Annotated in this window: 16 protein-coding genes and 1 tRNA gene; 12 read left to right on the plus strand and 5 right to left on the minus strand. The window is 62.8% G+C overall.

Annotated features, from left to right (window positions below):
- Window positions 1–155 precede the first annotated feature (155 nt).
- Window positions 156–866 (plus strand): HPP family protein, encoded by a 711-nt coding sequence (locus tag ACSMXM_RS13140; protein WP_460316779.1) that lies wholly within the window; start codon window positions 156–158, stop codon window positions 864–866.
- Window positions 867–1,013: 147 nt separating this feature from the next.
- Window positions 1,014–1,334 carry a DMT family transporter gene (locus tag ACSMXM_RS13145; protein ID WP_460316781.1) on the plus strand — a complete coding sequence of 107 codons (321 nt, stop codon included), beginning with the start codon at window positions 1,014–1,016 and terminating at the stop codon, window positions 1,332–1,334.
- A gap of 69 nt (window positions 1,335–1,403) precedes the next feature.
- Here ACSMXM_RS13145 and ACSMXM_RS13150 read toward each other — a convergent pair.
- Window positions 1,404–1,479, minus strand: a tRNA-Thr gene (locus ACSMXM_RS13150).
- Window positions 1,480–1,639: 160 nt separating this feature from the next.
- On the opposite strand from ACSMXM_RS13150, the gene ACSMXM_RS13155 reads away from it, so the two are divergent.
- From ACSMXM_RS13155 to ACSMXM_RS13170, 4 genes are all read left to right on the plus strand, one after another.
- Entirely contained in the window at window positions 1,640–2,881 is a 1,242-nt protein-coding gene (locus ACSMXM_RS13155; RefSeq protein WP_460316782.1) for a PAS domain-containing protein, read from the plus strand.
- Window positions 2,882–2,996: 115 nt separating this feature from the next.
- Entirely contained in the window at window positions 2,997–7,709 is a 4,713-nt protein-coding gene (locus ACSMXM_RS13160) for an NAD-glutamate dehydrogenase (protein ID WP_460316783.1), read from the plus strand.
- An 83-nt stretch (window positions 7,710–7,792) separates the two neighbouring features.
- Window positions 7,793–8,221, plus strand: coding sequence for a hypothetical protein (locus ACSMXM_RS13165; protein ID WP_460316785.1), 429 nt, complete (start codon window positions 7,793–7,795; stop codon window positions 8,219–8,221).
- Between the two features lie 32 nt (window positions 8,222–8,253).
- Complete coding sequence (locus ACSMXM_RS13170; RefSeq protein WP_460316787.1) at window positions 8,254–10,980, plus strand: [protein-PII] uridylyltransferase; 2,727 nt, start codon at window positions 8,254–8,256, stop codon at window positions 10,978–10,980.
- 19 nt (window positions 10,981–10,999) lie between these two features.
- Here the strand turns inward: ACSMXM_RS13170 and ACSMXM_RS13175 are convergent, their stop codons facing one another.
- Complete coding sequence (locus tag ACSMXM_RS13175; protein ID WP_460316789.1) at window positions 11,000–11,635, minus strand: ankyrin repeat domain-containing protein; 636 nt, start codon at window positions 11,633–11,635, stop codon at window positions 11,000–11,002.
- A gap of 26 nt (window positions 11,636–11,661) precedes the next feature.
- Between ACSMXM_RS13175 and ACSMXM_RS13180 the strand changes: the two genes are divergently transcribed.
- The 3 genes from ACSMXM_RS13180 to ACSMXM_RS13190 are packed head-to-tail and all read left to right on the plus strand — an operon-like array spanning window position 11,662 to window position 13,442.
- On the plus strand, window positions 11,662–12,261 hold the full coding sequence (locus ACSMXM_RS13180; protein ID WP_460316791.1) for an SCO family protein: 600 nt from the start codon (window positions 11,662–11,664) through the stop codon (window positions 12,259–12,261).
- Window positions 12,262–12,265: 4 nt separating this feature from the next.
- Window positions 12,266–12,703 (plus strand): YcgN family cysteine cluster protein, encoded by a 438-nt coding sequence (locus ACSMXM_RS13185; protein ID WP_460316793.1) that lies wholly within the window; start codon window positions 12,266–12,268, stop codon window positions 12,701–12,703.
- Window positions 12,693–13,442 carry a M48 family metallopeptidase gene (locus ACSMXM_RS13190; protein ID WP_460316796.1) on the plus strand — a complete coding sequence of 250 codons (750 nt, stop codon included), beginning with the start codon at window positions 12,693–12,695 and terminating at the stop codon, window positions 13,440–13,442. The genes ACSMXM_RS13185 and ACSMXM_RS13190 overlap by 11 nt, the downstream gene beginning before the upstream one ends.
- Here the strand turns inward: ACSMXM_RS13190 and ACSMXM_RS13195 are convergent.
- Window positions 13,428–15,635, minus strand: a complete 2,208-nt coding sequence (locus ACSMXM_RS13195; RefSeq protein WP_460316798.1) for a transglycosylase domain-containing protein — start codon at window positions 15,633–15,635, stop codon at window positions 13,428–13,430. The genes ACSMXM_RS13190 and ACSMXM_RS13195 overlap by 15 nt on opposite strands.
- 141 nt (window positions 15,636–15,776) lie before the next feature.
- Between ACSMXM_RS13195 and ACSMXM_RS13200 the strand changes: the two genes are divergently transcribed.
- The 3 genes from ACSMXM_RS13200 (at window position 15,777) to ACSMXM_RS13210 (ending at window position 20,225) form a co-directional block, all read left to right on the plus strand.
- On the plus strand, window positions 15,777–17,312 hold the full coding sequence (locus ACSMXM_RS13200; protein ID WP_460316799.1) for a lipopolysaccharide biosynthesis protein: 1,536 nt from the start codon (window positions 15,777–15,779) through the stop codon (window positions 17,310–17,312).
- Window positions 17,309–18,307, plus strand: a complete 999-nt coding sequence (locus tag ACSMXM_RS13205) for an NADP-dependent oxidoreductase (RefSeq protein WP_460316800.1) — start codon at window positions 17,309–17,311, stop codon at window positions 18,305–18,307. The genes ACSMXM_RS13200 and ACSMXM_RS13205 overlap by 4 nt, the downstream gene beginning before the upstream one ends.
- Window positions 18,308–18,485: 178 nt before the next feature.
- The gene (locus tag ACSMXM_RS13210; RefSeq protein ID WP_460316801.1) at window positions 18,486–20,225 is read left to right on the plus strand and encodes a bifunctional helix-turn-helix transcriptional regulator/alpha/beta hydrolase; all 1,740 of its coding nucleotides are present in this window, start codon (window positions 18,486–18,488) and stop codon (window positions 20,223–20,225) included.
- Here ACSMXM_RS13210 and murA read toward each other — a convergent pair.
- Entirely contained in the window at window positions 20,222–21,502 is a 1,281-nt protein-coding gene (gene murA, locus ACSMXM_RS13215; protein ID WP_460316803.1) for a UDP-N-acetylglucosamine 1-carboxyvinyltransferase, read from the minus strand. The two genes, ACSMXM_RS13210 and murA, sit on opposite strands and share 4 nt — an antisense overlap.
- A gap of 22 nt (window positions 21,503–21,524) precedes the next feature.
- Window positions 21,525–22,442: an EamA family transporter RarD gene (gene rarD / locus ACSMXM_RS13220; RefSeq protein WP_460316804.1), complete on the minus strand. Its 918-nt coding sequence runs from the start codon at window positions 22,440–22,442 to the stop codon at window positions 21,525–21,527.
- Between the last annotated feature and the right edge of the window lie 24 nt (window positions 22,443–22,466).

Below are 22,466 nucleotides of genomic sequence, written 5' to 3' on the forward strand. Positions count from 1 at the left end.
CTCGATCTCCCGTGACCACCGGGGGAAATGTGCCGCCCGCAGTATGGGCGAGGGCACCACGTCATCGGGAGCTATAGGCCGTTAAATCTAAGATTTCTTGCCCAACGGTCCTCAGCCACGTTGAAGCGCCGTTTCCGTTTGTTGGTGGGCATTGAATGTTTTCGAAGCTTTTTAGCCTGATCCTCCCGGGCGCGACGTGGCGTGACCGCGGATCGGCAACGGTGGGCGCGTTTCTGGGCATTTTCCTTACAGGCGCCATCTCTTACCAATTCGTGGCCTCGGTGCCGGGCCTCTCCCTCCTGATTGCCCCCATGGGCGCGTCTGCGGTCCTGTTGTTCGCCGTGCCTTCCAGTCCGCTGGCCCAGCCCTGGCCTGTCCTTGGCGGCAATGTGATTTCGTCGCTGGTAGGTATGGGCTGCGCACAGATGATCGCAGATCCGGCTCTCGCCGCCGGAAGTGCGGTCGGCCTGGCAATCCTGGTCATGTCGCTGCTGCGCTGCCTGCATCCACCCGGCGGCGCAACGGCATTGCTCGTGGTCGTCGGCGAGCCGGCAATCGCGGACGCTGGATTGTCCTTTGCGGTATTACCCGTGGCGCTCAATTCCCTGCTGATGGTCGCGGCCGCGTGGGTATTTCACAAATTTTCCCGTCACTCCTTTCCACATCGGGGGAATCACGTGCCCGCCGACGAGATGCCACTGGCCATGACGGACGGCTTTCGCGAAGAAGATTTCCAGGCAGGGCTGGCGGATATGCACGAGGCCTTCGACATCGACACCGATGATCTGAAAGAGCTGTTGCGGAGAATTGAAAGCCATGCGGCGGCGCGGCGTGAGTTACCGGAAGGGGCTTCGCGTAAGGGGTAATGGGCGCCACCTGGCCACGGCGCCCGCCCCCTCAGCCATTGAAACCGCCGCCCCGCGCACTTATTCCCAAAAGCGCGGGACCACGTTCCCGCCCCGCAACGGGGATCAAGACCGGGACGGCCCGGCGGCTTTGTAAAGGAGGCTGTCGTGGCTTGGGCCGTATTGATTATCGCCGGATTGTTCGAAATCCTTTGGGCGTTTTCGATGAAACAGTCGCTGGGTTTCTCGCGATTCTGGCCCAGTGTCATCACGATCGGCGGCATGGTGATCAGCTTTGCGCTGCTTTCCTGGTCGATGCGCGTTCTTCCGCTGGGAACCGCTTATACCGTGTGGACGGGGATTGGCGCCGTGGGTGCCTTCGTTGTTGGCGTCACCGTTCTTGGCGAAAGCATCAGCATCATGCGTGTCATCGCCGCCGTGCTGATCGTCAGTGGCCTGGTCCTGATGAAGATGGCAGGCGATGCATGAGGGTTCGCCGCAATCCGGTACGGAAGCGGCCCATGCAGGACAGCCCGAAGAAACAAGCGCTTGAAAAAATGGTGCCGCTTAGGTGACTCGAACACCTGACCCCATCATTACGAATGATGTGCTCTACCAACTGAGCTAAAGCGGCGCGCGGGCGGGGACGGTTTCGACCGCCTGCCCGAGAGGGCGCGCAATAACAGCGCGGAAGGGCGCTGACAAGCTAGGCAAATCATGCCCGCGCGTTAACCCCCTTTAAAGCGGCCGGCGCCATATCGGTCCCTACCTGTTCACGGATTGGCCGACTTGCGATGAAAGATGGTGGCGGCGGCGATTTCAGCGCCGGGTATGAAAGCGATGACGAACCCCGGTTCGAAGCGCCGCCGCTCTTTGCGGGACAGGACGAGCGCCGCATGCATGTGCGCGCCTATCAGCAATGGGTTGGCCTGCTGAACGGCCGGAAGTTCCCCGCGCCCGCCGATCTGGACGTTTTGCGCGACGAGGATTTCGGCCCGCACAGCTTCCTGATGGATTTCCGCGAGGGGCGGCTGAAGCCGATCTTGCGTTTTATCGGCGCGCGGCTGCAGGCGGAATGCACGCTGGACGATGAGCCGTATCGCGAAGCCCCGCTGGACGTGAATTCGGTTCCCCGGCGATCTTTGCTGTCGCGCCTGACGGATCATTATCTTGAAATCATCGCCAACCGGGCGCCTGTAGGGTTCGAGGCGGAATTTACCTCTCGTCGCGGTCATGAGACGCTTTATCGCGGCATATTAATGCCGCTTAGCAGTGACGGCAGAGTGATTGATTACATGTACGGCGTGATCAACTGGAAAGAACTTGCCGAGGCGGATCTGGGTCAGGTTCTGGCGCGCGAAGCCGGTTTGGGGCAGATCAGCGGTCTGGCAACCCGTTTCCCGGCAATGGCTGCGCCCACCTCGCCGCTCGGCACGCCTGCGGGGCTGGCGGATAGATTGACTGATGCACGCGGCGCTGCAGACGTGCTGCAAGGTGCCAACGACCGCAGCCGGATTGCGCTCTACGCAGCCCTATCCGCCGCGTGGAACGTGCATCTGGCGGCGCAGCAGGCACCCGGGCATTATCGGGTATTGCTGCAAAACAATGGTCTGACGGCGCAGGCACGCGCCCCCATGACGCCGCTGCTGAAGCTGGTATTTGGCATAGAATACGACAAGTCCCGCCTGACGGAATTTGCCGCTGTCCTGTCCCATGCCAGGCGGCAGAACGTGCCGGAAGATGGGATGCTGGCATTCCTGGCCGGCTTCGACGGCGGATTGAAAGGGGTGGTGCGGGCGGAACGCGCTGCCCGCCGGGCAGAGACGGCGCAGCCCACGGAGGACCGGCTCGCCGCGACGCGCAGAGAGCTGCGCTCATGCGATCCGCTTGCCAGCCTGTCGCTGGACGTGGAGCTGGCGGATGGCGACGAATTCGTCCTGATGATGGCGCGGCGCCAACCCGACGGGTCGCTGGGCATCGTTGCGGCTGTTCCGCACCGCGATGATCTGATGAAGAGGGTTCTCAGCAGCCTCTAAAGCCGTGGGTGCGACAGAAAAAAGTCTTTCGTCGTCTCCTCCTTGCCTTCCCCCCGCTGCCCCGCGCATAAGCAGCGGCGCAATTATCTTACGCGAAGGTACGAAGGACACCCGGATGGCCGACAAACGAATGGATCCGCTCGAGCGGGCGTTGTTTGAAGGAGCCCTGCCGGGGGAGGCGGACGACCTGGACGCGAAAGCGGCCAAGCGCATCGCCACCCTCGTCCGTGGTGCCCTGAAGGAGCGCGCGCCTGATACGCCGATCATTCACGTCGAGAGCATCGAACCGAGTCCCGGCCAGCGTCGTACCGGACTTGCCATCGTCAATGATAACATGCCCTTTCTGGTCGATTCGGTCACCAATGCGCTGACCGCGCGGGGGATGGGCATTCACCGGCTGTTGCATCCTATCGTGTCTGTTGAGCGGACGCGTGGAGGGCGCCTGAAATCGCTGCACGCGGCCAATGGCGGCCCATCGCATGAACAGGCGCGTGAATCGATCATCTATATCGAGGCGGATCGCGTTGGTGCACGCGGTCGCAGCGATCTGGCGGCGGAACTGGCAATCGTGCTGGACGATGTGCGCGCCGCCGTACGCGACTGGCAGGAAATGACGGCGGCGATGAAGGACGCCGGTGATTCGCTTGCCGATGCGAAAATTTCCGCACCCGCAGCGGAAGTTATCGAGGCGAAGGCGTTTCTCGACTGGCTGGTGGACGATAATTTCACCCTGCTGGGCTATGCCGCATATCGTTTTCGCGGTGCGCTGGACGACCCCACGCTGGAGCCGCAGGCGGAGGCTGGTCTCGGCCTGCTGTCGGATCCGGAATTCCCGCTGTGGCGCGGCGCCGGCGGGTTCGAAGTTCTGCCGACCGCGCTGCGCGAGTTCATGGCAACGCCCGAGCCCATATTGATCGCCAAGGCGAATGCCGTCAGCCGTGTCCACCGGTCGACCTATTACGATGTCATCAGCGTGAAGCGGTATGACGATGAGGGGCAGGTATGTGGCGAATATCGCTTCATCGGCCTGCTGACATCGGCGGCGCTGTCAATGTCGCCCGACAAGGTGCCGATGATGCGGCGAAAGATCCAGGAGGTGCGGGCATCGCTGGGCTTCGATCCGCGCAGCCATTCCGGAAAGGCGCTGACGCATGTCATCGAGACCTTTCCGCGCACCGACCTGTTCATCGTCAGCGCGACGCGGCTGGCGGAAATGGCGAAGGGCATGCTGTCGCTGCTCGATCGTCCGCGTCCGCGTATCTTTGTCCGCGCCGACCCCTTTGGACGTTATGTCAGCGCCATCGTCTATGTCCCGCGAGAGGCATATAATACCGGTATCCGGTCGCGTATCGGCGCCATGCTGGAGGATTCGTTCAAGGCGCGCGTGTCGCGATTCGACGTGGAATTGCGCTCCGAGGGGCTGGCGCGGGTTCAATATTACTTGGCCACGACACCCGGCAAGGCCGCCGTCCTGGACGAAGCCGATCTAAATGCGAAGCTGGAACGTCTGGTCAGGGGATGGGACGAGGCGCTGGAAGCCGAATTGCTGAAGCGCCTGGGCGGCGCGCGCGGCGGGCGTCTGTCCCTGACCTATGCGGGCGCGTTTTCCGCCAGCTATCGCGATCAGTTCGACGCTGCCGAGGGCGCGCAGGACATAGAACGGCTGTCGGAACTGCAGGGAGAAGAGGACCGCGACGTCCACTTCTATCGCAGGGCCGAGGAATCCGCGAATGAGATGCGCATCAAGATCTATCGGCGCGGAAAGATCATTCCGCTGTCCGACATGGTGCCGGTACTGGAGGCATTCGGCCTTCGCGTTATCGAGGAATTCCCCTTCGACCTGCTCGGCGGACGCGGCGGCTGGATTCACGATTTCCTGGTCGAAAGCGCCCATGGCGAGGCCCTGAACGTCGAATATCTGAAGGAACAGGCGGAGCCCGCGTTGCGGGCCGTTCTGAGCGGTGCGAAGGAAAACGACGCATTCAACGGCCTCGTCACCAGCGCCTCCCTGACGGTTGAACAGGTCAATTGGCTGCGCGCCTATTTCCGCTATTTGCGGCAGGTGGGCCTGAATTATAGCATGCCGACGGTGGTCGAGGCGCTGCGCCAGCATCCGAAGGTCACCGCCGGTCTGATCGGCCTGTTCTATGCGCGTTTCGATCCGTCGGTGAAAAAGCGTGAAGCCGAGATAAAGACATGGCGCCGCACGATCGTCGAGGATCTGAAATCGGTCGCCGCGATCGATGAGGACCGCATCCTCAGGCTGTACCGCGACACCATCGAAGCGACGCTGCGGACGAACGCCTTTTCCGGCGACCGACCGGCGCTTGCCTTCAAATTCAACTCCTCGGCGATTCCCGGCCTGCCGCAGCCGGTGCCCTATCGCGAAATCTGGGTCTATTCACCACGGGTTGAGGGTATCCATCTGCGCGGCGGTCCCATTGCGCGCGGGGGTTTGCGCTGGTCGGACCGCCGCGACGATTTCCGGACTGAGGTTCTGGGACTGGTAAAGGCGCAGATGGTGAAGAACGCTGTCATCGTCCCCACCGGGTCGAAGGGCGGATTCTACCCCAAGGCCCTGCCGCCGATGAGTGACCGGGAGGCATGGCTGGCAGAGGGGATCGCCTGCTACGAAATCTTCATCGGATCCCTGCTGTCGCTGACCGACAATCGCGTTGGCGACACGGTGGTCAGGCCCGACGACGTTGTCTGCCATGACGATCCCGACCCCTATCTGGTCGTCGCCGCCGACAAGGGCACGGCGACATTTTCCGATATTGCGAACCGCATCAGCGTGGAGCGCGGATTTTGGCTGGGCGACGCCTTCGCCTCCGGCGGCGCGAACGGCTATGATCACAAGGCGATGGGCATCACGGCCCGCGGCGCCTGGGTCAGTGTGCAACGGCACTTCCGCGAAATGGGCGTCGATATCCAGACGGAGCCGGTGACGGTGATCGGCATCGGGGACATGTCGGGCGACGTGTTCGGCAACGGCATGCTGCTGTCGGAAAGCCTGAAGCTGATCGCGGCTTTTGACCATCGCCATATCTTCATTGATCCCACGCCTGATCCGGCCACGAGCTTTGCAGAGCGCGCGCGTCTGTTTGCGCTGCCGCGCTCGTCCTGGGACGATTATGACCGGGATTTGATTTCCCCCGGCGGCGGCGTTTTCCCGCGCGCACAAAAATCCATCACCCTGACGCCCGAAATTCGGGAACTGCTGAATATCGCGGAGGAGGAGGTATCGCCCACGACGCTGATCCGTGCGATCCTGACGGCGGAGGCCGGACTGCTGTGGTTCGGCGGCATCGGCACCTATGTAAAGGCCGGCGGCGAAAGCGATGCGGATGTCGGCGATCGCACCAATGACGAGCTGCGCGTGGATGCGCGCGACCTGAAGGTAAAAGTAATCGGCGAAGGCGCGAATCTGGGAATTACCCAGCCGGGACGGATCGCCTTCGCACGCCATGGCGGCCGCGTGAACACTGACTTCATCGACAATTCGGCAGGCGTCGACTGTTCCGATAATGAGGTGAATATCAAGATCGCGCTGCAGGAGCCGCTGCGGTCCGGCAAGCTTGAGATGGACGCGCGCAACACCCTGCTGGCCAGCATGACGGAGGCGGTCGCCGACATCGTTCTGCGTGACAATTTCATGCAGACGCAGGCATTGTCCGTGGCGGCGGCCGGGGGCGCTGCGACGCTGCCCGCGCTGCAACGGGTCATTCAGATGCTGGAGGCGCGGGGACAATTGAACCGTCGCGTTGAACAGTTGCCGACCGACGAGCAACTGACCCAGCGCGCAGCAACCGGGATGGGCCTGACGCGGCCCGAACTTGCCATTCTACTCGCCTACGCAAAGACCTCGCTTTACGAATCGCTGGTTGCATCCGGCGTGCCGGACGATGCTGTTCTGGCCGAGGATTTGTCCATGGCATTTCCGGACGAGCTGGAGGCGCGCTTTCCAGCAGAAATCGCGAGCCACACCCTGCGCCGGGAAATCATCGCGACAAAGCTGGCCAACCAGATCGTCAATCGCGGTGGCATCGCCCTGGCGTTCGAACTGGCGGAAGAACATGGAACGACGCTGGCCCATGTCGCAGCGGCATTCATTTCTGCGCGAGAATTGTTCGACCTGCGCAATTTGTGGCGTTCGATAGATGCGGCGGACATCGATGCCGCCGCGCACCTGATGCTGCACGCGCGTTCGATACAGGTGCTGCGCCTGCACATGTCGGACCTGATCCGCGTGACCGATGTCGGTGACAAGCCATCCGATACGGTAACGGCGCTGCGCCCCGGCATTGCGACGCTGGCAGAGGACATCGACACGCTGCTGCGCGCAGAGCCGCGTGCCTATCTGGAGCGGCTGCGGCAGGAACTCGCGACGGGCGGCGCTCCCCACGACATCGCCGAGCGCATGATAGATCTGCAGGCGCTCGATGGCGGGGTTTCGACCTCGCGTCTGGCGTTCGACGTGGGGGTCAATGTGTGTGACGTTGCAAATGCCTATACGCTGCTGGGGCAGGAGGTTGGGCTCGACTGGGCGAAATCGGCGGCAGCGCAAATGTCCCCGACGGACCCTTGGGAACGCCTGCTGGTGGCCGGGCTTGTCCGCGATTTCGAGGGGCTGCGCATCGGCCTGATCCGGCAGATCACGCAGCCCGGCGACGATCCGTCGGCCGCCGTTTCAGAATGGCTGGCGGCGCACGAGGACCGTGTCGGACGGTTGCGGGAGGCCATCGAACGCGCGCGTGGTTCCGGAGCGATCACGACGGCCATGCTCGCGCATCTGGCCAGCCAGGCGCGCAGCCTGCTTGCCCGATGAACCGGCGCGCGCCTGCGGGCGCGCAAAAGCGGAACCTGATACATTCATGGCCCGTTAAAGCGGCAGACAGGAAAGTTACGGACATGGACAAACGCCTTCTTCTTCTTGCCGCCGCTGGCTTCGCCCTCACCATCTGCCCGTGTGCCGCGAGTGCGCAGGAAGTTGAAGAGGCGCCGAGTTCCGGTGTCATCGTAGCCCCTCCGACGAAGCGGGTTCCGCTTGACATGTTCATGCCGCGAAAAGGGTGTGAAGACATTCCCGAAGGCGAAATCTGCGTGACCGCCGATCCCATAGACGAGCCCGAGGAATCGCCGCCCCCGCCCGATCCTGGCGACCGTCTGCTGGATGCCGGTGCCGAGCGTGAGGCGCTGGCCGACACGGGGTCACGTACACCGACGGATTGCTCTGTGGTGGGCGCAGCGGGTGCATCGGGATGCGTGGTCAACGATTTCCGCCAATGGAAAAAAGAGCGCGAGCTGCAGAAGAAGCGCGAAGAAATCCCTGTCGAATAGCCGGGGCCACCCTGGCCTGTTAGACTGAAGCCATGGCTGATGTTTACAAGCGAGTCGATGACAGGCGTGCCATTATCGACCGACGTGCGCTGGCGAGCGAACTTGCCAGCTGCGAACCGACACGGGCGGAGGCGACGGAGATTCTGCGCGCCGCCTATGATCGCGGTGTGGTCGAATTGGACCGACGGATTGATGAGGATCCGGGCAAGGGCCTGACCCATGCGAATTCACGCGCATTTCTGACGGACCAGCTGATCCGGCTGATCTACGATTTCGCGACGCAGCGCCTCTATCCCAATAATCATCCTTCGGCGTCAGAGCGCCTGCTGGTCTGTGCCGTCGGCGGTTATGGCCGGCGGGAAATGGCGCCCTACAGCGATGTCGACCTGCTGTTCCTGACCGGTAAGAAGCTGACCGCCTGGGGCGAACAGGTGATCGAGGCGGTGCTGTACACGCTGTGGGATCTGGGCTGGAAAGTCGGCCATGCCACCCGGTCGCTATCCGAACTCGTGCGCCTGTCGCGTGAGGATATCACCATCCGTACCGCCATGCTGGAGGCACGGTTCCTGTGGGGCGACCAGGCCTTGTACGATGAGGCGGTCGTGCGGTTCACGATGGACGTGACCCGCGGGACGGAGCGCGACTTCATCCAGCAGAAACTGGCGGAGCGCGAAGCGCGGCACGTCCGCATGGGCAATAGCCGCTATGTCGTCGAACCCAACGTCAAGGAGGGCAAGGGCGGCCTGCGCGACCTGCACGCGCTGTTCTGGATCGGCAAATATGTCTATCGCGTCGACCGGGCCGTCGAACTGGTCGACAAGGGCGTTTTCGAACCGCACGAATATCGTCAGTTCAATCGCGCGGAAAATTTCCTCTGGTCGGTGCGCATATTGCTGCACCGCCTGTCGCGCCGCGCCGAGGAGCGCCTGACGTTTGACCTGCAACGAGAGCTTGCGAACCGCCTCGGTTATCAGGAGCGTGCCGGTGAAGCGCCGGTAGAGCGCTTCATGCGGCATTATTTCCTGATGGCGAAATCTGTCGGCGACCTGACGGGCCTGTTCCTGGCGCATCTGGAGGAGCAGCACGCCGCCACGCGCATGCGGTTGCCGTCACGCGTGCGCATGCCGAAGCGCCTGAAGGGGTTCACGCTGAAGGACGAGCGGATCGGCATCCCGTCGGACGACTTCTTTCAGGAAAAGCCCCGCCGGCTGTTGCAATTATTCGCTCTCGCCGACCGTGAGGGACACGAAATTCACCCCCTCGCCATGCGTCAGGCGGGGCACGATGCCCATTTGGCCGGCGATCTGAAAAAGGATCCGAAGGCGAACGAGCTGTTCATGTCGATCCTCGCCAGCAAGCGCGACCCTGAGCTTGTGCTGAGATGGATGAACGAGGCAGGCGTTTTTGGGCGCTTCATTCCCGATTTTGGCAGGGTCGTGGCGCGCATGCAGTATGACATGTATCATCATTACACCGTCGACGAGCATACCATCCGCGCAATCGGGCTGTTGTCGAAGATCGAGAAGGGCGAATTGCAGGACGACCACCCGCTGTCCAGCGCCCTGATCCACAAGATTTCGAGCCGAGAGGTGCTTTATACGGCGGTTCTGCTGCATGACATTGCCAAGGGACGCGGCGGCGATCACAGCGAACTGGGCGCGGAGGTGGCGGAAAAGATCTGTCCGCGATTGGGGCTGTCGCCCGCGCAGACGGAGACGATCGCATGGCTGGTCCGCTATCATCTGCTGATGTCCGCGACGGCATTCAAACGCGACCTGACCGACCCGAAGACGATCGAGGATTTCGTCGGTGAGGTGCAAAGCCCCGAACGGCTGAAGCTGCTGCTGATTCTGACGGTCGTCGATATTCGCGCCGTCGGGCCGGGCACATGGACGGCGTGGAAATCCCAACTGCTGATCCAGCTGTTCGAGGCGGCTGAGGCGCGTCTGCGCCTGGGCCACCAGGAACATGGCCGGCCGGAGCGGATCGCGGCGAAGCGCGATGCCGTGGCAGAAGACCTTGGCTGGGATCAGGAGCGGATGGCCGCCTATGTGAAGCGCTTTCACGACAGTTACTGGGTGGCGGAACCGCTGACCACGCTGGTGGCAAACGCCCGTCAGATCGACAGCCGCGAGGGCGAACTGAGCGTCGCGACCACCGTCGACGAGGAAACCGGCCTGACGCACGTGACGACCTATGCCAGCGATCACCCCGGCATCTTCATGCGACTGGCGGGCGCGATCAGCCTGTCCGGCGCAAACATCGTCGATGCACGCGTGCATACCTCTCGAGATGGCATGGCGCTGGATAATATCGCCATTACCGGACCCACGGGTGAGCCGTTCGTGGAGCCGGATCAGCTATCGCGCATGCGGCACAACATCATCGACACGCTGGAGGGGCGTATCCGCCTGCGCGAGCGACTGGCAAAGCGACCGCTGGCGCTGACGCGTGCCGACAGTTTTGCGATAGAGCCCCGCGTCCTGATGCAGCCGAATGCGTCCAACCGCTTCACCGTGGTGGAGGTGAATGCCGCGGACCGTCCCGGCCTGCTTTATGCGCTGGCACGAACGCTGTTCGACGCGCGGGTGACGATCCGTTCGGCGCATGTGATGACTTACGGCGAGCGCGCGGTGGATACATTCTACCTGACCGACCTGATGGGTCAGCGGCTGGACAGCCCGCAGCGCCTGCGCGGTCTGGAGCGTCGCCTGCTGAATGCCGCGCAGGTTGTCGAGGAAGAACGCAAGGCCGCGTAGGCCCGTCCTTATCGGCCGTTTAGCGCGTCGGGCCGACGACTTCGGCCTGCTCCGTCTCACCGCCTTCTATGATTTGCAGGATGCGCTGTGAACGACGGTCCCGGCTGGCATAATCGCGCGCCGAAAATCCGGCGACATGGTCCCCCTGATCGGGATCGGCGCCCCCTTTCATGAGCAGGCGGACCGATTCGGTGTCGCGGCGTTGCACGGCCCGGATCAGCGGCGTTTCGCCACGATTATTGGCCAGGTTCACATCGGCGCCATAGGCCAGCAGCAGTCGAATGCCGTCACCGAACCCTCTGCTCGCTGCCAGGATCAGCGGAGTGTCGCCGGCGTCGTCGCGTGCATTCACATCGGCGCCGAAACCATGCAGGAAATTGATCCACGGGGCGTCGCGCCGGTCAGTAACGATGTGCAGCGCCGTGCGGCCGCCATCGCGCTGTTTCGAATTGACCACCGTTGAGGCCGGCCCCTCCACCATGCGCTTAACCTCGGCGGCATCGGCATCCTCGACCGCCTTGAAGAATTCATAGCGCTCTGAAAATTGTGCGGAGGCAGCCGTCGAAAGCTGCGCAAAACCGAAGATCAGTGCCAGTGCGGCGATTGCCCGCTTTATAGCCATCTTGAACCTGTCCCATCGACGCATAGATTCCATTCAATGCTTCCTATAGGCGAATGGCGATGAACTCCAGACAACCGATCCTGATCGCCGCCCTGCTGATGTTGATCTCTGCCTGTTCGTCCTCGTCGGAACGGCAGGAGGCACCGCTGGCGGGCGCGCCCATCGGTGGTGAATTCTCGCTGGTCGACGGCGACGGGAATGAGGTGAGCAACCAGAGCCTGCAGGGGCAATGGCGGCTGATGTATTTCGGCTATACCTTTTGCCCGGACGTTTGCCCCGTGGATGCGGCGCGCATGGGCCGCGCCTATGGCGAACTTGAGGAGGATGAGCCCGAGCTGGCGGAGCGCCTGACTCCAATCTTCGTTACCGTCGATCCCGAGCGCGACACGCCGGAGGTAGTAAAGGAATTCGCAGCGGCATTTCATCCCCGGATGATCGGATTGACCGGGTCCCAGCAGGCAATCGACGACATGGTGGACACGTTCCGCGTCTATAAGGCGAAGGGCGATGTGCGAGAGGATGGCTTCTATCTGATGGACCACAGCGCACAGATCTATCTGTTCGATGCAGAGGGAAATCCGGTCAACGCCTATGCCCGCGACGTGTCACAGGCAGACATCGCCGCCGACATCGCAAATTGGATGCAGGCGGGGGAATAGCTCCATGACGGAGGCGCCCTTTTGGGAGCGGGTCCCGCTTGATCGCATGTCGCGGGATCAATGGGAATCCCTGTGCGATGGCTGTGGCAAATGCTGTCTGATGAAGCTGGAGGATGAGGATACGGGGGAGGTCGTGCCGACCAACATCGCATGCCGCCTGCTGGATCGGGACACCTGTCAATGTTCCAATTACCGCCATCGCAAGGCGCATGTTCCCGATTGCGTGCGGCTGACCCCGGCAAAGATCGAGACCTTTGCCTGGTTGCCGACCACCTGCGCGTATCGCCTGCTGGCGGAGGGCGAGGCCCTTCCTGACTGGCACCCGCTGATAACGGGGGATCCCGACAGCGTGCATCGTGCCGGTGTTTCGGTTCGGGGGTGGACCATTTCGGAAGCGGACGCAGGGCCGATCGAACATCATCTGACGGATCGTGTTCTTTAGCGGCGGTGGCCGCAGCAAGGACGCGGCGGACACCCTGGAGATTGCCGGGCGGGTCGTGGCCGTCGCCTTTCTGAAATCACCTCGCGCGCGACGCATCACCTTGCGCGCGGACCCCGCCAGGGGCCGCGTAACCGTCAGCTATCCCCGTTACGGTTCTTTGCGACGGGCGCAGCGCTTTCTGCAGGAAAAGCGCGATTGGCTGGAAAGCCGCATTGCGCGCTGGCCCGACAGCAAACCCTTGGTCGATGGCGTGACATTTCCGTTGGAGGGGCGCGACGTCGTCATACAGCATGTCGCTCATGCGCCGCGTACGCCCGAACTCATCCACACCGGAGCGTTGCCGCAACTGCGCGTCGGCGGACCCGCTGACATGCTTTCCGCCCGCGTCGAAGGCTGGCTGCGCGCACGCGCGCGCCGGATGCTGACGGCGGAAACCCGCCAAGTGGCGAGCGAAAATGGCCTTGCCGAGCGCGTGACACGCATCAGCGTGCGCGACACCACCAGCCGCTGGGGAAGCTGTAACCCCCATCTGGGTACGTTCAATTATAGCTGGCGGCTGATTTGCGCACCGCCGCTCGTCCGGCAGGCGATCGTGGCGCATGAGGTCGCGCATCTGGTACACCGTGGCCATGGCCCCGAATTTCACGCACTGGCCGATCTGTTCGCTGGCGGCACACAGGCGCAGGCCGACACATGGTTGCGCGCCCACGGCGCCGGCCTGCACCTAATCGGCCGGTAACAGGTTCTCCGGGCGACCCTGCGCCTGGCCGCGCGGCGTCTGGGTTGGTGCGGGGCGTTGCGGCGCGGCAGCAGGCGCGTCGAGCCAGCTGTCGTCGGCAGAGGCGGGGGGCGTCTCTGGTCGCGGGCGAGTGGGGACGTCTGCCGCGCTCAGACCCTGCGACGTCGCGCGGCCGGACTGCTGCGCCGGCGGGGAATTGCCGTATTCCACCCCAATTTCACCCCCGGCGAGGGGGGCAGGATCCGCATAGGGCTCCGCCTCCATCCGATCTGTGCCTTCCCCATCGGCGAAATCATATTCGTCGACATAGGGGTCGGTCGCCGGGTCGTAATCGTCGGCCCATGTCCCCTCCAGCCCATATACTTCCGCATCGGGCTCCGCGAAGGCGTCGTCGATACGAATGTCGCTGTTGAGCGGCTGTACCGGCATGCCCTTCGTCGCCGCCTTCATATAGGCGGCAAAGGCGCGCGCGGGGGCCGCGCCGCCGGTCAGGCCCGGTACGGGCGCATTATCGTCGCGGCCCATCCAGACACCGGTGGTCAAATCGCCGGTAAAGCCGACGAAATAGCCATCCCGATAGTCGCTGGTCGTGCCCGTCTTGCCTGCGACGGGCCGGTCGATGCGGGCCGCGCCGCCGGTTCCGGATTCGACCGCCGTTTCCAGCAAATGCGTCATGTTGGTGGCCACCCAGGGGGCGACGAGCACGCGTGGACTGCGAATATCGCGTTCGTACAGCAGCCGGCCCTCGGCCGTTTCGATGCGGGTGATGCCATAGGGTTCGACGGCAACGCCGCCCCGTGCGACGGCGGCATAGGCTGCGGTCATCTCGATCAGCCGTACGCTGGATGTGCCAAGCGCCATGGCCGGTTGCCGGGAAATGTCGGTATCGATTCCGAACCGGGCGGCCATATCCGCGACATTGTCGAAGCCATTACGCTGGGCCAGCTGCGCCGCAACGCTGTTGGAGGAGCGGGCGAACGCCTCTCGCAAGGTGATTTCGCCGCGATAGGATCGACCGTAATTGCGCGGCGTCCAGCCCTCGATCGAAACCGGGGAGTCATTGACATAATCGTCGGGCAACTGGCCGCCCTCGATCGCGGCAAGATAGACGAACAGTTTCCATGCCGATCCCGGTTGCCGTTCCGCGATGGTCGCGCGGTTGTAATTCGAATCGACATAGTCGCGGCCGCCCATCATCGCCCTGATGGCGCCGTCGTGGCTCATGGAAACCAGCGCGCCCTGCACCCCGTCCGGCGTCTGCTGCTTTACTGCGTCCTGCGCGGCGACCTGCATGGAGGATAGCAGCGTGGTGGTGACGACCAGCGGTTCGACGGTTTCGTCCGTCAGGCGCTCGACCTGGCTCAGGACCCAGTCGGTGAAGTAGCGCACATCGTTCGCGCGCGGCTGCGGCGCGAATTCCAGCTCGGCAATTTCCCGCTGCACGGCGGCGCGGTCGTCGATAACGCCCTGCTCTTCCATCAGTTTTGCGACGACATTCGCGCGAACACGCGCACGTTCCGGATCGGCGCTGGGCGCGAAACGAGAGGGCGCCTTGACCAGTCCGGCAATGATGGCTGCTTCGGCCGGCGTCATCTGCGTTGCAGAATGGCCATAGAAACGCCGGCTGGCTGCATCGATCCCATAGGCGCCGCCGCCGAAATAGACGCGGTTCAGGTATAGCTCGACGATCTGCTGTTTTGTAAATTTGCGTTCCAGAGCAAGGGCAAGCAGCACCTCCCTGATCTTGCGTTCATAGCTTCGCTCGTTGGAAAGGAAGATGTTGCGGGCCAGCTGCTGCGTAATGGTCGATGCGCCCTGCCGACGGGAATCGGACGTGAAGTTTATCCAGGCCGCGCGCGCCATGCCCTTTGGATCGACACCCGGATGGTTCATGAAGCGCCTGTCCTCGACCGACAGCATCGCCGCGACCATGACGGGGGGAATTTCATCGTAGCTCAGCCAGCCGCCATAGCTTGGCCCCTGGTTGACCAGGACGGCGCCATCGGCGCTTTTCACGCGCACCGCCTGTCCCACCGCCGCCGTTCGCAGTTCGACATAGCCGGGGATCGACGCCATGGTGATGCCGACCGTGACGACCAGCAAGATGGTGCCCAGCACGGCCACGCCAAGCGCGGATTTCCACAGCACGCCCCAGGCGCGGCCAGCGTGCGATCGGGATTTCTTTTTTGCCATATCTATCCAGCTTAGGGGCAGGTGGTGCCGGCGGGAAGTTCGGATATGCCGCCCGGGACATGAAGCGGCGATGAAATCGACCGCCTCACCCCATACGCGTTTCATTTGCCCCGCCACCCGTAGGGCGGCATAGTCCGCCGGGTGAGCCCGCCAGATCTTTCGTCCGACCCGAGGTCTGCGCGTGGCGCGGACACAGCCGCGCTCGCGAAGGGCGGTCGCACGAATTTCTTTGGATTTTTCCTGCGCCTGCTGGCGCGCATCCCCTTCCTGATCATTGCGGGTCAGCTTTACGGCGCTGAGGCGCTGGGCCGATTCGCCTATGCGACGATGGTCGTCGAAATGATGGCGGTGGTCGCGACGCTGGGGCTACGGCGGGGAATTGCGGCGGAACTGGCGAAAGAAAACCGCCCGCCCGCCCATGTCATCGGGGATGCGCTGTTGCTTGCGGTCGTCCTCGCGTCGGTTGGCGCGGCCATCATGATTGCGATTCCAGAGATTGTCTTTCCCGCCTCCAAGATCAGCGGACTGGACCGGCTGTTTCCCCTGTCGGCACTGTTCTTTGTCGGGTCTGAGGTAACGCTGGCGGCCCTTGCCTATCGCCACAATGTGCAGGCGACGGTGAATGCCAGGGCCATTATCGAGCCGTGGACGATTACGATCTTCGCGGCGCTTCTGGCGTTCATTCCCGCGTGGAAGCCGGACGCGCTGATCATCGCCTATGCGGTGTCGATGTTCGCGGCCTTCGTCGCGTCGGTGATACCCTGCATCCGCATGTACGGCCTGCCGCGTCATTGGCGCCCGCAACCGGCACAACTGTTCCTGATGATGAAGGAAAACTGGCCGCTGGCGGGGGCGGACACGGTCGACTGGGCGATGCGCAGGGTCGACATCATCATCCTGGGGCAGTTCGCGACGCCCACCGTTCTCGGCATCTATTATGTTGCGCAGCAATTCGCCTCCTTGCCGCAAAAGCTGAAGGTGACATTCGATCCGATTCTCGCCCCCGTGATTGCGCATGGCGTGAAGGAGAAGAACTATGGAAATATTGCGCAGCAATTGCGGCAGGTAGGGTTCTGGATCATCTCCGCGCAGCTGGGCATTGCCCTGTGTCTGGGCTTCGTGGGCGAGGTCAGCATGGAGGTGGTCGGCGAAGGGTTTGGTGCGGGCGCAGGCGTATTGTTCCTGTTGCTGGCCGCGGAGGTCTTTTACGTCACCGCTGCGATCAGCGAGAGCGCGCTGGTCTATATGGCGCGGCACCGCAATCTGATCGCGTCCCTGATCGCGCTCGGTGCGCAGATCGTCATGACGCTGGGCTTCATTCAACTATTCGACGTGGTTTTTCCGGACGTGGCGGAAAATCGGCCGGTACAGGGGATCGGTGCCGCCCTGGCGCTGGCGCTCGCTGCCTTACTGGCCAGCATATTGAAGGTGGTCTTGCTGCACCATCTGATCCCTGAACGGGTCAGCGGGCTGCGCTGGGTCTATCTGCCCGTGACGGCGGTAACGGCGGCGGCAGGCTTTGCCTCCATGCACTTTCTGCCAGCTTTCTGGCAGATAGCTGTTGGGTTACCCTTGCTGATCGCCATCTATGGCGGACTGATGTGGACGTTCGGTTTCAAGGGAGCCGACCGCCTGCTGTTTTCCCGCCTGTCGCAAGCAAAGGAATCCGAAACATGACCAGAACCAGCGTCCATCTCGTCAACCGCCCCAATGGCATGGTCGAGCCTTCAGATTTCGAAGTTCGCGAAGGCGATATACCGTCCCCTGCAGAGGGCGAAGTGCTGGTGAAGGTCAGCCATATTTCGCTGGATCCGGCCATGCGCGGCTGGATGAACGAGGGCAAGAGCTACATTGCGCCCGTGGGCCTGGGCGATGTGATGCGCGCCGGCGCCGTGGGCGAGGTTCTGGAATCGGGGGCCGCCGGTTTTCAGAAGGGCGACTGGGTCCAGGGCACGCTGGGTGTGCAGACCCATGCGCTGGTAAAGGGCAATGAATTGACGAAGGTCGATACCTCCTCAGTACCGCCTGAACGCTATCTGTCCGCGCTGGGCATGCCGGGGCTGACTGCCTATTTCGGCCTTCTGGAAGTCGGCGCCCTGAAAGAGGGTGAAACGGTCGTCGTTTCCGCCGCTTCGGGCGCGGTAGGCGCGATCGTTTGCCAGATCGCCAAGCTGAAGGGTGCGCGTGTCGTCGGCCTGGCCGGCAGCCAAGAGAAATGCGCCTATCTGACCGACACGCTCGGCATCGATGCGGCGATCAACTACAAGACGGAGAATGTGACCAAGGCAATGGCCGCCGCCTGTCCAAAGGGCGTCGATGTCTACTTCGACAATGTCGGCGGCGAAATCCTGGAAGCGGCGATGAGCCTGCTTGCCCGCCACGGCCGCATCGTCATTTGCGGTGCCATTTCGGGCTATAATGATTTCGGCGCCATTCGCGGTCCGCGCAATTACATGAACCTTCTGGTGCAGCATGGCCGTATGGAAGGATTCGTCGTCTTCGATTATCACGATCGTTATGGCGAAGGGGTGGCCCAACTGGCGAAATGGCTGTCAGAGGGGAAGATCGAGGCGAAGGAGGACGTGCGCGAGGGCGGCGTCCGGCGCTACGTCGACACCCTCAACCTTCTGTTCAGCGGCGAGAACTTTGGGAAGCTGGTGCTGAAGGCCTGACGCCGCCGCAGTTGGCATACACCGGACGTTCGCAGGTCATGTCGAACTGGCGGATTATCGGATCCGCCAGTTCGCTTTGCGTGACGTGCAGCGTTGCACAAGACGGAATGTCGCGCCATTTGCGTTCTGCGTCATACCCCATATTGAGTATTGGCGACTTTTTCTTTTCGGAGCCAATATGACCGAGCGCCCGTCGAGTACTGTGAGTTCCCACAGCGACCGCGATCTCGATCTCGACATCCTTGCCTCGACCTATCGAACGGTCAGCGATTCCAGTGCGTTCGAACATATGGTGGCCGCATGGGGCCGAAAGCTGGAGGCCGCCGGCTCGCCCGACGGGGATCTGGAGGTCGATCCCGCTTTGCGTCACCAGATTGATGGGGTCCGCAGCCTGTTTTCCAGTGCGCTGCCGCCCGATCCCGAAGATCCGCTGGATAGGGCGGTCAATCTGGTATCCGCTCCCGCCATGGTGCTGTCGCCTCGCGGAGTTCTCGTGCTGCAAAACGAGGCGGCGCGTGGTGCCTTTGGCCTGAAACAGGGGCGCGGCAGCGGGCGCGAATGGCTCGATCCTTCGTCTGTTGCCGATTATGATTCGGTTTGCCGCAGCGTCTTGATAGGCGGCAATCGCCAGCATGCCATTATTCGGACTGTCGACCGAAACGGTCGCCGGGGGATGGCTGAACTTTACGTGCAGATGCACGATGAGGGGCGCCAGGCCTATCTGGTGGTCCGCTCCCTCGACCTGGAATGGTCGGACGCCGTCGCGACGGTCCTCAGCCAGGCGTTCGACCTGACCCGCGCCGAAATCGAAATCACGCAATTGTTGTTCGCAACGCGGGACACCGCGCAGATCGCCGAACGCAGGGGGGCATCCGTTCACACCGTACGGACGCAGCTGAAGACGATCTTTCACAAGACCGACACGGCCAGCCAGGTCGATCTGGTGCGGTTGGTGGCGATGCTGTGTGCACGTGCCGATCTGGGAAAACGCGGTACGAAGAGCGCCTGGCGGGATGCGCTGGGCCATGAAGTCATCCTGACCCGCGCCGATGGACGCCGCCTTGCCTATAGCTGGATGGGCGTGGAGGGGGGCAGGCCGGCGCTGATCGTGCATGGCATGACGGTCGGCTATCTGCTGGCGGAAACGGTCATGCAGCGGCTCGCCGACGAGAATATACAGCTGTTCGCCATACAGCGGCCCGGATCCGGCAATAGCGATTCCGATCCGGACTCCGACCCGCAGGAGGAACAATGCGAGGCGATTCGGTTCCTGATCGAGGAATTGGGCATTCGCGGCGCAACCGGCATCGGCTTGACGGGCAGCGGTGCGACCCTGATCGAACTGGCGACGCGCGATGCCGGTCTGTTTGGCAGCATCCTGACGGCAGGCTATATCCTGCCCATGACGCCGGAGCGCGTATCACGCATGGCCCTGATCCAGCGCACAATGCTGGCCAGCGCACGGCGCGCGCCCTGGATCACCCAGATCATCGCGCAGGCGGGCATTCGCAGCATAGAGCGGCACGGCGTGGACTGGTATCTGGAGCGGGCCTATGCGGAATCGCCCGTGGACCTGGAGGTGTTTCGAAACCCGGAGCTGACACCGTTGCTGCGAAATGCCTGCGCCCTAACGACGACTCAAGGGCATCAAAGCTTCGTTCGGGATCTGCAACGGACCTGGAACGACGTGGCCGATCACGTCCATATGCTGACGACGCCGACCCATTGTCTGTTCGGATCGAAGGACCGATCCTTTTCACAGCAGGAAATCGACGGGTTCGTTGCAAAAAGCCCTGCCATGACGGCAGAGATCGTTCCCGGTGCCGGCGAGCTTCTGATCTATCAGCAGCCCGACCTTCTGGCGCAGAGGATCGTGGAAGCGGCGGAGCGGGCGACGTCCGAACCGGCGGCGGTTTAGTCGCCGCTGACGCGCTCTATATCGGCGCCCACTGCGCTCAGCTTTTCTTCCAGCCTCTCATAGCCGCGGTCGAGATGATGGACGCGCAGCACCTGCGTCTCGCCCTTTGCCGCCAGACCGGCGATGACGAGGCTCATGGAGGCGCGCAGATCGGTCGCCATCACGGGCGCACCGGTCAGTTCCTTTACGCCGCGCACGGTGGCGGTACGTCCCGCCACCTGAATATTGGCGCCCATGCGCTCCAGCTCCCCGACGTGCATGTAGCGGTTCTCGAAGATGGTTTCGGTCAGCACGCTGGACCCGTTCGCCAGCGACAGCATTGCCATCATCTGCGCCTGCATGTCGGTGGGGAAGTCCGGAAAGGGCTGGGTCTCTATGTCGACCGGACTGATGCGGCCCGTTGACGACACGCGAATGCCGTTTTCCGTCGTTTCTATGGCGACGCCTGCTGCCTCCAGCTTTTCGATCACGGCGCCGAAGGTTTCCGGCAGCGCGCCGACCAGTTCGACATCACCGCCGGTTATGGCCGCGGCGCAGGCATAGCTGCCCGCTTCGATACGGTCCGACATCACCGAATAGGTGTCGCCGTGCAGGCGGGTGACGCCCTTGATGATGAGGGTGGAGGTGCCGACACCTGAAATCTTGGCGCCCATACCGATCAGGCACTGGGCAAGATCGGTGATTTCCGGTTCTTGCGCGGCATTTTCGATGATCGTTTCGCCATCGGCCAATGTCGCCGCCATCAGCGCGTTTTCTGTGGCGCCCACCGACACGATCGGAAAGACGATATGACCGCCCTTCAATCCTGTTTTCGTGGTCGCGGTCACGAACCGCTGACCGATATTGATCTCCGCGCCCAGCGCCTCCATTGCCTTCAGGTGCAGGTCGATGGGACGCGCGCCGATTTCGCAACCGCCGGGCAGCGGCACCCGCGCCTCGCCGCAACGCGCGAGCAGCGGACCCAGGACCAGGACGGATGCCCGCATCTTGCGATTGATGTCGGCGGGGGCCTCTGTCGAGGTGATGCGGCCCGCCTTCAGCGTCATGACGCGACCGAAAACTTCGGGCCGCTTCCCCTCGATCTCCGTGGAAACGCCCAGCTGATTGACGAGGTGGCCGAACGTATCGACATCCGCCAGCCGTGGAAGATTGCGCAGCGTCAGCGGTTCTTCCGTCAGCAGCGCAGCAGGGATCAGGGTCAGTGCGGCGTTCTTCGCGCCTGAGATCTGGATCTTTCCGGAAAGGGGATTGCCCCCCTTGATGATGATCTTGTCCATTTATCTTCCGTACCGGCTTCGTTCACCCGGCCTTAGCGAGCCGCTGCCGTCGGCGAAACCCGCCGATGGAGAACACCAGCAGCCCCAGCCAGATCAGAGCGAACGCACCCAGGCGGCTGGCGCTAAGCGGTTCGTCATAAACGAACGCGCCGAGCAGGAAGACTGTCGAGGGTGCGATATATTGCATGAACCCCAGCGTCGTCAGCGTCACGCGCCGCGCGGCATGGCCGAACAATGCCAGCGGGATGGAGGTGGCGATCCCCGATCCGATCAGGAGCAGGGTCATCGTCGGCGCTTGCGAAAATATGCCGCCTCCGTGAATTTCCAGCCACCAGAGCGCGACAGGGGCCAGAAAGGCGGTTTCAATGAAAAGCCCGGTCAGCGCATCGACGTCCGCCCTGTTCCTGGCATAGCTGTAAAGGGCAAAGGCCAGCGCAAGACCCAATGAAATCAGTGGCAGGCCACCATTGGCGACGGTCATCAACGCGATTCCGGCCAGTGCGAGGATCGTCGAGGCGATGCGCCATTTGCCCATTGTCTCGCCCAGCAAGATGACGCCGAGCGCGGTGTTGAGGATAGGCTGGATGAAATAGCCGAGGCTGGTGTCGAGCACGCGCTCATTAAGCACGGCCCAGGTGTATAGATACCAGTTCAGGCCGATCATCGTGGCGGAAAACAGCAGCCACAGGAGCAGTTTGACGTTCTTTAGCGCGCGCAGCAAAGCGGGCGTTTTCCGCAGGATGAGGGTTACGGCTGCCAGCAGGATGGCCGACCAGAATACCCGGTGCGCCAGGACGGCGGCGGCACCGATCCCTTCGAACAGTTTCAGATAGACCGGCATCAGGCCCCACAGCAGATAGGCGCTCAGACCGGCATAAAGGCCGGACATGTCCCTTGCCGGGGCGGTATCGGAGGCAGGGGTGACCGGCTGTTCGCGCATCGCGCCCGCCTAAGGCCGGTTCAA

Source organism: Pacificimonas sp. ICDLI1SI03, assembly GCF_054740865.1.